Origin of the sequence: Luteibacter sp., from assembly GCF_036499525.1 — a bacterium.
Classification (GTDB): Bacteria; Pseudomonadota; Gammaproteobacteria; order Xanthomonadales; family Rhodanobacteraceae; genus Luteibacter.
In genome coordinates, this window is sequence record NZ_DASYDO010000032.1 from 21,988 (window position 1) to 37,247 (window position 15,260).

Here is a 15,260-nt window from a genome sequence, read left to right on the forward strand (position 1 = left end):
GATGATAGCAAGCACGGGGAAAGCCCCGGCCGGGCGGCCGGGGCGATGGGCATCAGGCGTCGAAGCTACCGCCCGGACCGTTGCGCGGGGTGGGAGCCACGACGGCTTTCTCGGGGCGGCCGGTCAGCACGTAGGTGCTGGCCAGCAGGTCATGCACGCCCTGCTTGCGCTGGGTGAAAGCGGCGGTGATGTAGAAGACCATCGGGACGAGGAAGGTGAAGGCGTTCACCAGGCGGATGGCGTTGCGTCCCGCGGCGCGCCCCACGCTGATGCGGCGGCCCTCGGTGTCGGTGACACGGATGCCGACGGCCATCTTGCCGGGCGTGGCCTGCCACTTCGAGCTTTCGAAGAACGCGTAATAGGCGAAACCGATCGTCAGCAGCACAAAGGTGATCGGTTGCACGGCGGCGGCGTAGGCGGTTATCGCAGCGGTCTGATCGCTTTCCAGTTGGCCGAGCAGCGTGGTCATTGCCGCGCCGAGACCCATGCTCAGGCTGATCACGGTGAAGGGCACCATCAGGATCAGGTAGTCGATCACCCAGGCGCCGAAGCGCAGCCAGAAGCCGGCATATTCCGGCTCCGCGACCTCGGTCACGCCCATGAACGGGGGCGGGGGTGGCGGCACGGACGGTACGCTGCCCATGGCGGGACGGTCGTCCGGGAACAACTCGCCGAGCGGGCGCCAGTCCGTCATGCCTTCGTGCCAGCCGAGTTCTTCCGGGCGGCAGGTGCCGTCCCGCAGCCACTGCCGGATTTCACCCTCTTCGTAAGGGCCGAAGCGCTCACCGTTCCGTCCGATCCAGACCTGCATGGTGTTCCTTCCGCTCGCTACATCGATGCCGGAATGATGCCAGATGGACTCAGGCTGCGCGGCGTTTCAGGTGAACCAGCAGCAGGGAGATGGCGGCCGGGGTGACGCCGCTGATGCGCGAAGCCTGGCCTACGGTGGCAGGCAGCGAGCGCTTCAGCTTCAGCAGCACTTCCGCCGACAGGCCGCGGACGCGGTCGTAGTCGAACCCCTCGGGGATGGCGGTGGACTCATGCCGGCGCTGGCGCTCGATCTCCTCGCGCTGGCGCTCCAGGTAACCGGAATACTTCGCCTGTACCTCCACCTGGGTGGCCACTTCTGCATCGTCGACCGGCGGCCCAAGTTCCGGCACGGTGGTGAGCAAGGCGTAATCCATCTCCGGGCGCCGCAGCAGGTCGAGGGCATGTGTCTCGCGGCTCACGGCGATGCCGAGCGCGCGTTCGATCGCCGCGCCCAGCGCGTTGCCTGGCGCGGCCCAGAGTCCTCGCAGGCGGGCACCTTCTCGTTCGGCGGCCTCGCGCTTCGCCTCAAGTCGGCGGAAACGTTCGTCAGAGACCACGCCCCGGGCATGACCGTGAGACGTGAGGCGCAGGTCGGCGTTGTCCTCGCGCAGGTGCAAGCGGTATTCGGCGCGTGAGGTGAACATGCGATAGGGCTCGATCGTACCGTTCGTCGTCAGGTCGTCGATGAGCACGCCGATGTAAGCTTCGTCGCGCCGCGGATACCACGGCGCGTCGCCGCGCACGGCCAGCGCGGCATTCATGCCGGCAACGAGGCCCTGGGCGCCCGCTTCCTCGTAACCGGTGGTGCCGTTGATCTGTCCGGCGAAATAAAGACCCGGAATACCCTTGGTTTCCAGCCAGGGATGCAGTCCGCGCGGATCGAAGTAGTCGTACTCGATGGCGTAGCCGGGGCGCGTGATGTGCGCGCGCTCGAAACCGGGAATCGAACGGACCAGCGCATATTGCACGTCGAACGGCAGCGAGGTGGAGATCCCGTTCGGATAGATCTCGAACGTATCGAGGCCTTCGGGCTCCACGAAGATCTGGTGCGAGGTCTTGTCGGCGAAGCGGACCACCTTGTCTTCGATCGACGGGCAGTAGCGGGGACCGACGCCTTCGATCTGGCCGCTGTACAACGGCGAGCGATCCAGCGAACCGCGGATGAGATCGTGCGTGGCCTCGGTGGTGTGCGTGATCCAGCAGCTGACCTGGCGCGGATGATCGGCGGCCGAGCCCATGAAGGAGAAGTGCGGCATCGGATCGTCGCCGGGCTGCTCGGCCAGCACCGAGAAATCGATGCTGCGGCTGTCGATGCGCGGCGGCGTGCCCGTCTTCAGGCGGTCGGCCGCGACGGGCAGTTCGCGCAGCTTCGCGGCGAGCGTCGAGGCGGGCGGATCGCCTGCTCGGCCACCCGCATACTGCGCGTGGCCGATGTGGATCTTTCCGGCGAGGAAGGTACCCGCGGTGAGCACCACCGTCGGTGCCTGGAAATCCAGTCCCATTTGGGTGCGCACGCCAGCGACGCGGCCGTCGACGAGGATAAGATCGTCCACCGCCTGCTGGAACAGCATCAGGTTCGGCTGTGTCTCCACGATCGAACGGATGGCGGCCTTGTACAGCGCGCGGTCTGCCTGGCAGCGAGTGGCGCGCACGGCAGGGCCCTTCGAGGCATTGAGCGTGCGCCACTGAATGCCGGCGCGATCCGCCGCCATGCCCATCGCGCCGCCCAGCGCATCGATCTCCTTGACCAGGTGGCCCTTGCCGATGCCGCCGATGGCTGGATTGCAGCTCATCTGGCCGATCGTTTCGATGTTGTGGCTGAGCAGCAGCGTGCGCGCGCCGGCGCGGGCCGAGGCGAGGGCGGCTTCGGTGCCGGCGTGTCCGCCACCGACCACGATCACGTCGTAGGTTTCGTTATGCAGCATGGGATGGGGAGGCTTCGGATGCCGGGATGGGCGATTTTACGCCCTTGCGCAATCCGTGGGTGGCATGGCTCGTGCTTGCCCTTTCATGCACTTCTTCCGGGCAGACGCAGCGCGATCATCCGCGCGCAGAGGCCGAACACAGGGGTTTGGCCGAGTGCCGGAAGTAGGAAGCGGGATGAGGGCACGGATGCCCCATTCGGTTCGAAGAATGAGATCTGGCGCCCGGCGGTCTCAGGAACAGGGGGAATCCAGGATGACCGTGCTGCCGGGCGCCAGAAACCGAGTGACTGGCACGAAGAGCCGCGGCCTTGGCCGCGGCTTTCTTCGTTGAGGCCAACAGTACACTTTTCGAATGAACCGAATGTGACTTTTACGTCAAAAAGGTACTCTGTTTCGGCAATTGGTGACGCAGTGCGTCAGTTATTTCTCAAAGATGGTGCCTGCCATCCCTAGCCCAGTGCGACGCGGGCCAGGATGTCCGTCAGGTCGCGCGAAAGATCGGTTCGGGCGGCCAGTCCTGCGACCACCCCATGGGCCGCTTCGCGGCGCACCGGTTCCAGGCGCTTCCAGCCGTTGAAGGCTGTCGCGATCCGGGCGGCTACCTGCGGATTCAGTGCGTCGATCGCCACCAGCCGATCCGCCAGCCAGCGATAGGCGGCGCCGTCCACGCGATGGAAACCGGTCGGATTCGCCCGCGCGAAGCTGCCCAGGAGCGACTGCACGCGATTCGGGTTCTTCAGGGTGAAGGCCGGATCGTTCTCCAGCGCCTGCACGCGCGCCAGGGTTTCGGTTCCCGGTATCAGCGCCTGCACGGCGAACCACTTGTCGAGGGCCAGGGCGTTGCCGTCGTAGCCTAGGCGGAAATGGGCGAACGGCTCCTCGGCGGATGACGGGACGTATGTGGCGAGCGTGGTGAGGGCGGCGAGCCGATCGGTCATGCCCGGCGCCTGCTCGTACTGGGCGCGGGCGCGCTCCGCCGCACCCTTCGTGTCCACCAGGGCCAGCAGGTCGAGGATGCGGCGTTTGAGCTGGCGACGCGCCTGGCTCGAGGCATCCAGCGCGGCGCTGGCCGCTGCCCGTAGTTGCTCGTAGCGCTCGCGCAGCGGCTCTGTGCCGATGCGCCGGGCCAGGGCATGCAGCATCGCCTGCCGGGCGCTGCGGATGCGTTCGGGATCCCGTTCCGCCTGGCGTTCCACCAATTCTATTTCGCCAGGGGGTGTCAGCAATTCGGCCAGGAGCGCATCGTCCAGGCTGCTATCCACGAACAGGTCCGCCAATGCGCGCGTCCACGCGTGCAGGGCCGAGCCGTCCATGTTGCCGTCGCGGCAATCGTCATACGCAAGCCCGGCGAGCTGCTGGCCCGCTTCCCAGCGGTTGAAGCCATCCGGATCGTGCCGCAGCAGGATCGCCAGTTCACCCGGCAGGTAGTCGCATTCCAGGATCACCGGCGCGGAGAATCCGCGGAGCAGGGAGGGCACCGGCGCGGCATCCATGTCTTCGAACACGAAGCTATGCTCGGCACCCTCGAGTACGACGGTGCGTTCGCTTGCCCCCGGACTGGCTTCGCCTTCAAGGCGCAGCGGGAGCGCGGTACCCGAGTGGTCGAACAGCGACAGGCGCACGGGAATGGGCAACGCCTGCTTGGCCGGTTGCCCCGCGGTGACGGGCGTGCGCTGGCGCAGCGTGAGCCGGTATCGGTGCTGCGCGGCGTCGAAGCGACCCTCCGCGGTGAGGCGCGGCGTGCCGGCCTGCCCATACCACGCGAGGTACGGCGAAAGGTCCGCACCGGTCGCGTCGCCCAATGCCTTCAGGAAATCCTCGATGGTGGCGGCCTGTCCATCGTGCCGCTCGAAATACAGGTTCATGCCCTTGCGGAAGCCGTCGTGGCCGAGGTGGCCGGCCAGCATGCGGACCAGTTCCGAGCCCTTCTCGTAGACGGTGGCGGTGTAGAAGTTGTTGATCTCGCTGTACTGCGACGGCCGCACCGGATGGGACAGGGGGCCGGCGTCCTCGGGGAACTGCGCGCGGCGGAGCAGCGCGACATCCTCGATGCGCTTCAGCGGTGCGGAATTCATGTCCGCGGAAAAGCTTTGCTCGCGGAACACGGTGAGGCCTTCCTTCAGGCTGAGCTGGAACCAGTCGCGGCAGGTGACGCGGTTGCCGCTCCAGTTGTGGAAGTACTCATGGGCCACCACCGCTTCCACGTGGCGGTATTCGTCGTCGGTGCTCGAATCGGGATCCGCCAGCAAGTACTTCGCGTTGAAGATGTTCAGACCTTTGTTCTCCATCGCACCCATGTTGAAATCGTGGGTGGCGACGACATGGAACACGTCGAGGTCGTAATTTCTTCCGTAGGTGCGCTCGTCCCATTGCATCGAACGGATCAGGGAATCCATCGCATAGCCGCAGCGGTCGATCACGTCGGCCTCGGCCCAGATATGCAGTCCCACGGCGCGGCCGTCGGCAGTGGTGTAGTCGTGACTGATCCGCTCCAGCCGCCCGGCCACCACGGCGAAGAGGTAGCTGGGTTTCGGGTGAGGGTCGGCGAAGCGCGCCCAGTGCCGCCCCCCGTCCAGCTCGCCCGCGCCATCGGGGTTGCCTCCCGCCAGCAGCACGGGAAAGCGCTGCCGGTCGGCGCGAAGCGTGACCGTGTACCGGGAAAGTACGTCCGGGCGATCCGGGAAGTAGGTGATATGGCGGAAACCCTCCGCCTCGCACTGGGTCAGCAGGAACCCTGTCTCGCGGCTACCGGAGAGGTAGAGGCCTTCCAGTGCGGTGTTCTCCGCCGGACGGATGGCCACGCGCGTGGCGAGGGTGCAGCGGTTCGCGTCGACGGCGACCTCCAGGAGCCCGTTGGCCAGGATGTACTCACCCTCGCCCAGGCGCCGGCCGTCCACGGATAGTTCGAGCAGTTCCAGGCCCTCGCCGTCCAGCCGTATGGGTTCGTCGGCATGGCGGACCAACTCCAGCGTGGCCGCCACCTCGGTCCGGTCGATGCCCAGATCGAACACCAGGTCCACGTGTTCCACGGCCCACGCCGGCGGGCGGTAGTCGGCGAGGCGGATGACGGAAGTAGGGGCGTCGGAACGGTCGCTCATGGCGGACACAACGTTGTTTGGCCTGACAGGCAGGCTAACATGCGTCCGAATCCGTCAAAAGGAAGGCATCCATGTCTCGTTTCACCGTCACGCGCTCGCTCCTGGGCGCCCAGGAACTGGTGGTACTGGTCGACGCGGACGCGGACCGCGAAGTCCGCATCGCCCGCCGCGGCGCCACCGTGCTGTCGATCGTCACCTGTCCGCCCGAAGGCCGGCGTGATATCGCCGATGGTTTCCGCGACGAGAAGGAACTGGCAGGCCATAAGGGATCGCGCTTCGCGATCATGACGCCGTTCGCAAACCGGGTGAACGATGCGCGGTATATATTTGAAGGAAAAACCTACGATTTGCAGCCAGGTGCCGTCGGTACCGATCGAGCCGTGCGTCACGGCTTCCTTCGCGGCGAAGTGTTCGATGTCCAGCGGGAACATGCCGACGACGACCACGCCTCCGTCACGCTGTTCACCAAGGCGATCCGCTCCGACGCGAACCCGGGCTATCCCTTCGCGCTCGATGTCTCGGTCACTTTCACGCTCGACGACAAGGGCCTGGCCGTAGAGGCGAAGACCCGCAATGTCGGCAACCATGCCGCGCCGACTTTCTTCGGTTGGCACCCGTATTTCCGTCTGTCGGACAACCCGATCGAAGGCTGGGAACTGCATGTGCCCGCCGATACGGTGATCGTCACGGGGACGGATTTCATTCCGGTCCCGGGAACGCGTGCATGGCAGGCGCTGGACAAGGCCGATCGCTGGCTGGATTTCCGCAAATCGCGCGCCATCGGGGACGCGCCACTGAACCATACCTATGCCGATCTCCAGCTCGACCCGGATGGCCGGGCGCGCACGCGCCTGCGCGATCCGAAGAGCGGCGCAGGTATCGCCGTCTGGCAGGAGAAAGGAGTGATGCTCGTCTTCACCTCCGACACCGCTGAACGCGATGCGCGAAAATCCGTGGCGCTGGAACCGATGGAATGCATGCCCGATGCCTTCAATCGCGACGATTGCACGCCGCAGATCACGTTGGGGCCTGGAGAAGAACGTCGTTTCGCCTGCGGCGTGGAGTTCGACCAATGAGCGGCTTGCCCAGTTTCGCCGGGATTCGCGACGCCGCCGCGCGGATCGCACCGTATGCGCTGGTCACGCCCGTGCTGCGCAGCGATCGTATCGACGCACTCGTCGGTACGCCCATCGTGTTCAAGTGCGAGAACCTCCAGCGCGGTGGCGCGTTCAAGTTCCGCGGCGCGAGCAATGCCGTGTGGTCGCTCACCGACGAGGACGCGGCAAGAGGCGTCGTGACGCATTCCTCCGGCAACCACGGCAACGCGCTTGCGATGGCGGCGCGGACGCGCGGCATTCCCGCGCACGTGGTCGTGCCGGAGGGCGCAGTGAAGGCGAAGGTGGATGCGATCGTCGCCGCCGGCGCCACCGTGCACCGGTGCGCGCCGACGACCGCCGCGCGCGAAGCGGCGGCAGCCGAGGTTCAGGCCAGCACGGGGGCTACGCTGGTCCATCCCTACGCCGATACCCGCGTCATGGCCGGGCAGGGAACCCTGGTGCCGGAACTGTTCCGGCAGGTGCCGGGGCTGGACACCCTGCTCTTTCCCGTCGGGGGCGGTGGTCTCGCTTCGGGATGTTCGATCGCTGCTCATGGCATCGACCCGGCCATCGTCCTCTTCGGCGCGGAGCCGGAAGGCGCCGACGACGCGGCGCGCTCGCTGGAATCCGGAGTGCGTGTCGGACCGTTCGTCGCCGACACGGTCTGCGACGGGCTGCGCACCCTGGTCGGCGAGCCGAACTTCCACGCGCTGCGCGACCACGGCGTCACCGTGCTGCGGGTGAGCGACGCGGAAGCGATCGAAGCGATGAAGCTCCTGTGGAGCGAACTGCGCATCGTCGTGGAGGTGTCGAGCGCGACCGTATTGGCCGCGGCACGACGTTACCCGCAGGCGTTTGCAGGCCGCCGCATCGGGGCTGTCCTCACCGGCGGCAATGTCGACTTGGATGCATTGCCCTGGTAACAGGCGCGTATGTGGGTGGTGCCCAACGCGGATGACGGCGCGTTACGATGTGCGCGTCTCGCATATGCGCACATAAGCTCACGTCGCGAACGGACATCCTTGGAAACGGCCCCGCAATAACCTCCTTGCTCCTTCTTGTAAGTTTGCGAGGTGGCTATGCGCTGCGCATGGGCCGAGCAGAGCGACGTTGAACGCGTCTATCACGATGCCGAATGGGGCATACCCGTCCACAACGACCGGCTTCTCTTCGAGGCGCTGGCACTGCGCGGTGTCCAGGCCGGTCTGGCCTGGCGCATCGTGCTGACCAAGCGCGAAGCGTTTCGTCGCGCATTCCATGGTTTCGATATCGCCCGCGTCGCCATCATGAGCGACACGGAACTAGCTGCGGTGCTCGCCGATCGCGGTGTCATCCGCAATCGTCTCAAACTTGAAGCCATACGCTCGAATGCGCGCATCGCGCTGCGCATCGTCGAGGACGAAGGTTCATTTTCCGCGTTCCTCTGGTCCTTCGCCGACGGCGCTCCCAAGGTGAACACACGGGGCGACCGGGATCCCATGCCCGTCTCCGACGAAGCGGCCGGCCGCATGAGCGCCACCCTGCGCAAACGGGGGTTCCGCTTCGCCGGCAGCGCCATCTGCTACGCGACGATGCAGTCGGTGGGCATGGTCGATGACCATGCCGTGGAATGTTTTCGCCGGCGCTGACGCCGCGTTCACCGCGACTGCACCGGCTTCGGGTTGCGATGCGCACATGGCTAAGACGAGGATCGGTATTTCAGGCTGGCGCTATGCTCCGTGGCGCGGTGTCTTCTACCCCAAGGATCTGGTCCAGCGGGATGAGCTGGCGTTCGCGTCGCGGGAATTCCCGACGATCGAAATCAACGGTTCGTTTTACTCGCTCCAGCGACCGGAGAGTTACCTTTCCTGGTACGAGGATACGCCGCGAGGCTTCGTCTTCGCCGTGAAGGGGCCGCGCTTCATCACTCACAACCTTCGCCTGCGTCGCATCGAAAAGCCATTGGCGAACTTCTTCGCTTCGGGCGTGCTGGCGCTGCGGGAGAAGCTGGGGCCGATCCTGTGGCAGTTCCCGCCATCGTTCCGCTTCGACCCGGAATTGTTCGAAAACTTCCTCGCCATGTTGCCGCGAACGACCGCCGACACGGCCAGGATGGGACGTGGCTACGATGCGCATCTGAAGCATGAGGCGTACCCGGAGGTCGGGCGCAATCATCGTCTTCGCCATGCGGTGGAAATCCGCCACGACAGCTTCGTCGATCCCGCGTTCGTCGCCTTGCTGCGGAAGTATGGCGTTGCGTTCGTCGTGGCCGATACGGCGGGCAAGTTCCCGCGTTACTTCGACGTCACGGCATCCTTTGTCTACGTCCGCCTGCATGGCGACAAGAAGCTCTATGCCAGCGGCTACGGTGACGAGGCATTGGATGACTGGGCCCGACGCATCCGCGCCTGGCGGCGTGGCGCGCAGCCGGCGAAGGATCCGCGCATCGCCAGCAGCGCGCCGCCGACGCGTGCCTCCCGCGACATCTACGTCTATTTCGACAACGATATGAAGGTGAAGGCGCCTCGCGACGCCCATTCGCTCACCGCAAGAGTGTGAGGCCTTAGAAGGGCGTCTTGCGCCGCGATCCGCGCAGGTTCTCGATCGGGAAGCTCGCGATCTCGCCGCTGCCTTCGCGGCGCGACTGGCCTGCGGGCGGGCCCCAGGCGTGGGCGGTGACCACTTCCCACGTCGACGGAATCACGCCGTCGCTGCGCATCGCCTCGTAGGCATCGAGCATACGACGGTAATGCTGCTTGCCCGTGAGTCCGCGCGGTCGGTCTGCGTCTGCGTTGTTCGCGCCGAGGCCCTTCAGTTCGTCGAGCAAGGCACGGGGTGTCGGATAGGTGAGCGTGTAGCGCTCGGCGAACAGCACCGGATCGCGCAAGCCCTGGGCGAGCATCGCGTCGCCCACGTCGTGCATGTCGAGGAAGCGAGCCACATGCGCCTGTTGGTCCGCCTCCGCCCAGGCGGCGCGCAGTTCCGTCAGCGTGTCGGGGCCGAGGGTGGAGAAGGTAAGGAGGCCCCCTGGTTTCAGCACGCGCGCGCATTCGGCGAACAGGCGGGACAGGTCCTCGCACCACTGGAAACAGAGGTTGGAGAACAGTATGTCCACGCTATGGTCGGGCACGGGCAGCGTATAGGCATCCGCGACGACGCGGCCGAACGGCTTCAGCCAGCCTGCGTGCTGTTTCGCCTGCCTGAGCATCGGCAGCGCGAGGTCGACGGCGATCACCTGGGCCTTCGGGTAGCGTTTCTTCAGCGCCGCGCTGCCGCGACCCGTACCGGCGCCGACGTCCAGCAGCACCTCAGGCACCTGCTCGTAGATACCCAGGCGATCGACGAGGGTCGACTGCACCTCGCGCTGGAGCGCGTCGTGTTTTTCGTAGGTGCCCGCGGCGCGACCGAAGTTGCGGCGGACCTGGCGTCGGTCGAAATGGAATTCGCTCATGGGTGTGCGTCGATGAACCGGGTCAGGACATCCGCCACGACGGCGGCGTGTCCGATGAAGGGGGCGTGTCCCGCGTGCGCGATTTCCTCGAAGCGGCCGCCGGCCGCGTCAGCGGACCAGCGCATCGCCTCCGGGTGCACGATGCGGTCGCGTCGCCCTGCGATCCAGAGGGTGGGCTGACGGATCCCGGGAAGGCGGGGGCGCAGGTCGGTGGTCTCGAGCAGGCGGATGCCTTCCATGAGTACGCGCGGATCGGGCTCGCCACGCGAAAACGCTTCGTCCTTCAGTCGCCGTGCCTCGGCGCGCGGATCGGCGCTGCCCATGGCTTCGAGGGCGATGAAACGCTCCACGGTGGCCTTGTAGTCGGCTTCCAGGTCGGTGGCGAGCTGGCGAACCATCGCGGCGTCATTGCCGTACGGCCAGTCGTCGCTACGCACGAAGCGTGGGGTGGAGCACATCGGCGCCACCGCGCGTACGGCTCCGGGCAGTTCCAGCGCGGCGGTCAATGCCACGAGGCCACCCATCGACCAGCCGAGCCACACGGCCGGTGGCGTAGCCGCGGCAATCGCGCGGGCGCAGGCCAGCGGCTCGAGCGGGATGTCGGAGTGGCAGGAATACCCATGGCCTGGCAGGTCCACCACGTACATCGTGCAGCGGTCTGCCAGTGCTTCGGCCAGCGGCGCCAGGATGCCGCCATGCATGGCCCAGCCATGGATCATCACCAGCGGTATCGCGCCACTGCCATGGGTTTCGATGTGCAGGCCGCTCACGTCGCGTCGCTCGGGGCCAACGCAGGATCGAGCGCGCCGCGGCCGTCGAAAACAAAGCAATCGCCGCGCCAGTGGGAGCCGCCCACTTCTTCGAAATACGTGAGGATGCCGCCCTCAAGCTGGAACACGTTCTCGATGCCGATGTCGCGCATGTGGATGGCCGCCTTCTCACAGCGGATGCCGCCCGTGCAGAACGAGACCACCGTCTTGCCTTCGAAGCGCTCGCGATCGGCGGCGACGGCGGCGGGGAAATCGGTGAAGCTGGACAGTCCGTATCCGACGGCGTCCTCGAACGTGCCGGCGGCCACCTCGTAATCGTTGCGGGTGTCCAGCAGCAGCACCGGCCGTCCGGCGTCGTCATGGCCCTGGTCGAGCCAGCGGCGCAGATCGACCGGCCGCACATGCGGCGCCCTGCCTTCAACAGGTTTGATCGCCGGCGCCCGCATGGTGATGATTTCCTTCTTCAGGCGCACACGCATGCGGGCGAACGGCACGTCGTCGGACGCGCTTTCTTTCGGCGCGATATCCGCGAAGCGCGGATCATCGCGCAGCCAGTCGAGGAAGGCCTCGACCGTTTCGCGCGGCGCGGCGAGGAACAGGTTGATGCCCTCCGGCGCAAGCAGGATCGTTCCCTTCAGCGCGAGCGCCTCGCAGCGCTCGACGACCCGCGCCCGCAGGCTTTCGAGGTCGTCGAGACCGACGAACTTGTAGGCGGAAACGTTGAGGATCGTCATGGGCGGGCCCGGGAAGTGCGACCTGGCATTATACGGCCGCGCTTTCCACGGGACGGGGAAGGTACGCCAGGGCATTCAGAAGGGCGTCGATCCGGTCCGGCGTGTGCAATGCGGACAGCGTGATGCGCAGGCGTGAGCCGTCGCGCGGTACCGTGGGCGGGCGGATCGCCACCACCAGGAAGCCGGCCGCCTCCAGCGCCGAGGCCGCGGCGGTTGCGGCGGCGGGTGTGCCCATGGCCAGGGGCTGGATCGCGGTCGCGGAGGCCATGAGCGGAAGGCCCAGCTGGGCGGCGCCGGCACGGAAGCGGGCGATATTCGCCGCAAGACGATCACGGCGTCCGTCGCGGTCGAATCGGACCAGGCGGACAGCTGCGCGCGTGGCGGCGGCCAGCGCCGCGGGCATCGCCGTCGTATAGACGTAGGTGCGGGCGAACTGGGCAATGGCCTCGATCACCGCGGCATCGCCCGCGACGAAGGCACCGGCACAACCCAGTGCCTTGCCGAGCGTGCCCATGAGTACAGGAACGTCGGCCGTACCGAGGCCCGCGGCGCTTACCGAGCCGGCGCCCTGGGGCCCGAGAACTCCCAACCCGTGGGCATCGTCGACGTAGAGCAGGGCACCGCGGGTGCGGCAGACATCGGCCAGTGCCGGCAGCGGCGCCACGTCGCCGTCCATGCTGAACACGCCGTCGGTGGCGACCAGGGCGGGAAGTCCCGTCCGCGCGTCGAGCTGGCGTGCCGCGCCCCCGGCATCGCCATGCGGATAGCGGCGCAACTCGGCGCCGGCGAGTTGCGCACCGTCGATCAGGCTGGCGTGGTTAAGCCGGTCCTGCACGCAGAGCGACGAACCGCGCCCCCATATGGGCATGGTGTCCGCGCCGAGCAGGGCTTGCAGGGCGCCGAGGTTTGCCATCACGCCTGTGGAAAACAACAGGGCACGTTCGCGGCCGGTCCAGTCGGCAAGCTCCTCCTCGAGCGCCGCGTGCTCGCTGCGGTGCCCGGACACTAGGTGCGCGGCGCCCGTGCCCACGCCTTCCGCCGCGGCCGTCCGTGACAACGCGGCCACCAGATCGCGATGGCTCGCGAGGCCGAGGTAATCATTCCCGCAAAAGTCGGTCAGCGCGCGGCCGCGAACGAACCGGCGACCGCCAAGGGCGTCGCAGGTCTGTGCCCGGCGCAGCAGTCCCGCCTGTTCCCGCGCGGCGCGCGCGCTTTCCAGGCGGGCGAGGAGATCGGGCCGGTTCACGCCTCGGCGGACTCCACGATGTCGGCGTGCACGGTGCCCGGTTCGATCTCGACTTCCATCGGCTTCAGGCCGAGGCGTTCGAACAGGCGACGGTCGTGTTCCACGTCGGGATTGCCGGTGGTGAGCAGTTTTTCGCCATAGAAGATCGAGTTGGCGCCGGCGGCGAAGCACAGCGCCTGCAGCGCGTCGTCCATCGTTTCGCGTCCCGCCGAGAGGCGCACGACCGAGGCGGGCATGAGGATGCGCGCGACGGCGATGCTGCGCACGAATTCGAACGGATCCAGTGCCTCCGTGCCAGCCAGCGGCGTGCCGGCCACCTGCACCAGGCGATTGATCGGCACCGACTCCGGATGTTCCGGCAGGTTGGCGAGGGTGGCGAGCAGGCCGGCGCGTTGGGCGCGCGATTCGCCCATGCCGACAATGCCGCCGCAGCAGGTTTTCAGGCCCGCCTCGCGCACGTGTGCGAGCGTGTCCAGACGATCCTGGTATTCACGCGTATGGATGATCTCGCCGTAGAAGTCGGGTGAGGTGTCCAGATTGTGGTTATAGAAGTCGAGACCGGCCGCCTTCAGCGTGTCGGCCTGCGGCTGGCTGAGCATGCCCAGCGTGGCGCAGGTCTGCAGGCCCAGCGATTTCACCGCGCTGACGATCTCGGCCACCTTGACCACGTCGCGATCCTTCGGCGAACGCCAGGCGGCACCCATGCAGAACCGGCTGGCCCCGGCGTCCTTGGCGGCTTGCGCCCTGGCCAGCACGGCGTCCACGCTCATCAGCTTTTCGGCTTTCACGCCGGTGGCGTAGCGCGCCGCCTGCGGGCAGTAGGCGCAATCCTCGGGGCACCCGCCGGTCTTGATCGAGAGCAGGGTCGAAACCTGCACCGCGTTGGCGTCATGGTACTGCCGGTGGACGGTCTGGGCCTGGAAAAGCAGGTCGTTGAATGGCAAGGCGAAAAGACGCTCGACTTCCTCGCGGGACCAGTCGTGGCGAAGGGCTGCGGTCATGGTGGTTTTCCGGGGGCGAAGGCCCAAAGTGTGGAAACCTCCCGGCCCACTGTCAACCTTAACGACCTATTTGAGGTTTACATTGCTTCGCCGCGGGCTGCCGTACGATGGAATCCGGGATTCCCGAGGAGATGCGTGCATGAGCGATGGACAGGGCAGCACCGGCAACGTGATAGCCGCGATCTGCAGTTTCTTCATCCCCGGCCTGGGGCAATTGGTACAGGGGCGAGTCTTCAAGGCACTGATCATGTTCGTGCTTGCCGCGGTGCTCTGGGTGATCTGGCTGGGCTGGATCATCCACCTGTGGTCGATCGTCGACGCTGCCATGTACCGGCGCGACTGAGGTCATCGCAGACGCATGGACGCGTCCTCACTCAAGGCATGGCTGGCGGCGGCGGGGCGTTTCGTCCTTCCGCCTTGTTGCCTCGTCTGCGACGGGTCGGGAAGCGGTGGCCTGGACCTGTGTGACGGTTGCCGCCGGTCCCTCGTGCGGAACATCGCCTGCTGTGGACGCTGCGCGCTTCCGTTGCCATCCACCACGATCCTCTGTGGCCAGTGTCAGCAAATGCCACCTCCGTGGCACGACGTATGGGTTCCCTTCGTCTACGCGTGGCCGCTCGACGTCCTCGAAAGCCGCTTCAAGTTTTCCGGCAGTCTCGTCGCGGGACGCGTGCTCTCCGCTTGCTGGCTGTCGGCCGGCCAGCCGCCCCTCATGCCCGAGCTTCTTGTGCCGGTGCCGTTGCACACCAGCCGCCTGCGTAAGCGGGGATACAACCAGGCGCTCGAACTCGCCCGGCCGTTGGCCAGGCGCTTCGGATTACCGCTTGCGCATGATGTGCTCGGCCGCGCCCGTCGTACAGGAGCGCAGACCGAACTCGATGCTGCCGCACGCGCGACAAACGTGCGTGCGGCGTTCGCAGTACAGCGCGTGCCGGTACAGAAGCATGTGGCGATCGTGGACGATGTGATGACGACGGGCGCGACGCTCGCCGAGTGCGCGCGTGCCTTGCTTGCCGCGGGCGTAGAGCGTGTGGATGTGTGGGCGCTGGCCCGGACGCCGTTGCCTGCTCAACGATAGGTTGCATTAAGGACAACCCGATTCCGAAATATCGGAAGCGCCGGGTAAAAGCCCTGGCTGTGGGACAGCTT

At 66.7% G+C, this 15,260-nt stretch carries 14 protein-coding genes; 6 read left to right on the top strand and 8 right to left on the bottom strand.

The features are described from left to right. Positions 1-52: 52 nt before the first annotated feature. The 3 genes from VGM71_RS06720 to pepN all read right to left on the bottom strand — a co-directional run bounded on the left by VGM71_RS06720 (position 53) and on the right by pepN (position 5,833). On the bottom strand, positions 53-811 hold the full coding sequence (locus tag VGM71_RS06720) for an RDD family protein (protein WP_331543278.1): 759 nt from the start codon (positions 809-811) through the stop codon (positions 53-55). 49 nt (positions 812-860) lie between these two features. After that, complete coding sequence (gene mnmG / locus VGM71_RS06725) at positions 861-2,735, bottom strand: tRNA uridine-5-carboxymethylaminomethyl(34) synthesis enzyme MnmG (RefSeq protein WP_331543280.1); 1,875 nt, start codon at positions 2,733-2,735, stop codon at positions 861-863. Between the two features lie 449 nt (positions 2,736-3,184). Beyond that, on the bottom strand, positions 3,185-5,833 hold the full coding sequence (gene pepN, locus VGM71_RS06730) for an aminopeptidase N (protein ID WP_331543282.1): 2,649 nt from the start codon (positions 5,831-5,833) through the stop codon (positions 3,185-3,187). Positions 5,834-5,904: 71 nt separating this feature from the next. On the opposite strand from pepN, the gene VGM71_RS06735 reads away from it, so the two are divergent. The 4 genes from VGM71_RS06735 (at position 5,905) to VGM71_RS06750 (ending at position 9,468) form a co-directional block, all read left to right on the top strand. Next, the gene (locus VGM71_RS06735) at positions 5,905-6,909 is read left to right on the top strand and encodes an aldose epimerase (protein WP_331543284.1); all 1,005 of its coding nucleotides are present in this window, start codon (positions 5,905-5,907) and stop codon (positions 6,907-6,909) included. After that, the gene (locus tag VGM71_RS06740) at positions 6,906-7,853 is read left to right on the top strand and encodes a threonine ammonia-lyase (protein WP_331543286.1); all 948 of its coding nucleotides are present in this window, start codon (positions 6,906-6,908) and stop codon (positions 7,851-7,853) included. Before VGM71_RS06735 ends, VGM71_RS06740 begins: the two co-directional genes overlap by 4 nt. Before the next feature lie 156 nt (positions 7,854-8,009). After that, positions 8,010-8,558, top strand: coding sequence for a DNA-3-methyladenine glycosylase I (locus VGM71_RS06745; RefSeq protein WP_331543360.1), 549 nt, complete (start codon positions 8,010-8,012; stop codon positions 8,556-8,558). A gap of 46 nt (positions 8,559-8,604) precedes the next feature. Beyond that, positions 8,605-9,468, top strand: a complete 864-nt coding sequence (locus tag VGM71_RS06750; RefSeq protein ID WP_331543288.1) for a DUF72 domain-containing protein — start codon at positions 8,605-8,607, stop codon at positions 9,466-9,468. A gap of 4 nt (positions 9,469-9,472) precedes the next feature. On the opposite strand, the gene bioC is transcribed toward VGM71_RS06750, so the two are convergent. The 5 genes from bioC to bioB are packed head-to-tail and all read right to left on the bottom strand — an operon-like array spanning position 9,473 to position 14,111. Then, positions 9,473-10,360 carry a malonyl-ACP O-methyltransferase BioC gene (gene bioC, locus VGM71_RS06755; protein WP_331543290.1) on the bottom strand — a complete coding sequence of 296 codons (888 nt, stop codon included), beginning with the start codon at positions 10,358-10,360 and terminating at the stop codon, positions 9,473-9,475. Further along, the gene (gene bioH / locus VGM71_RS06760) at positions 10,357-11,130 is read right to left on the bottom strand and encodes a pimeloyl-ACP methyl ester esterase BioH (protein WP_331543292.1); all 774 of its coding nucleotides are present in this window, start codon (positions 11,128-11,130) and stop codon (positions 10,357-10,359) included. The genes bioC and bioH overlap by 4 nt, the downstream gene beginning before the upstream one ends. After that, entirely contained in the window at positions 11,127-11,864 is a 738-nt protein-coding gene (locus VGM71_RS06765; protein ID WP_331543294.1) for a sulfurtransferase, read from the bottom strand. The genes bioH and VGM71_RS06765 overlap by 4 nt, the downstream gene beginning before the upstream one ends. Before the next feature lie 28 nt (positions 11,865-11,892). Next, entirely contained in the window at positions 11,893-13,110 is a 1,218-nt protein-coding gene (locus tag VGM71_RS06770; protein ID WP_331543296.1) for an 8-amino-7-oxononanoate synthase, read from the bottom strand. Then, on the bottom strand, positions 13,107-14,111 hold the full coding sequence (gene bioB / locus VGM71_RS06775) for a biotin synthase BioB (protein ID WP_331543298.1): 1,005 nt from the start codon (positions 14,109-14,111) through the stop codon (positions 13,107-13,109). The genes VGM71_RS06770 and bioB overlap by 4 nt, the downstream gene beginning before the upstream one ends. 139 nt (positions 14,112-14,250) lie before the next feature. Between bioB and VGM71_RS06780 the strand changes: the two genes are divergently transcribed. Together VGM71_RS06780 and VGM71_RS06790 are read left to right on the top strand one after the other, a co-directional pair. Further along, the gene (locus VGM71_RS06780; protein ID WP_331543300.1) at positions 14,251-14,454 is read left to right on the top strand and encodes a hypothetical protein; all 204 of its coding nucleotides are present in this window, start codon (positions 14,251-14,253) and stop codon (positions 14,452-14,454) included. A 15-nt stretch (positions 14,455-14,469) separates the two neighbouring features. Beyond that, positions 14,470-15,189: a ComF family protein gene (locus VGM71_RS06790; RefSeq protein WP_414675099.1), complete on the top strand. Its 720-nt coding sequence runs from the start codon at positions 14,470-14,472 to the stop codon at positions 15,187-15,189. Positions 15,190-15,260: the final 71 nt, after the last annotated feature.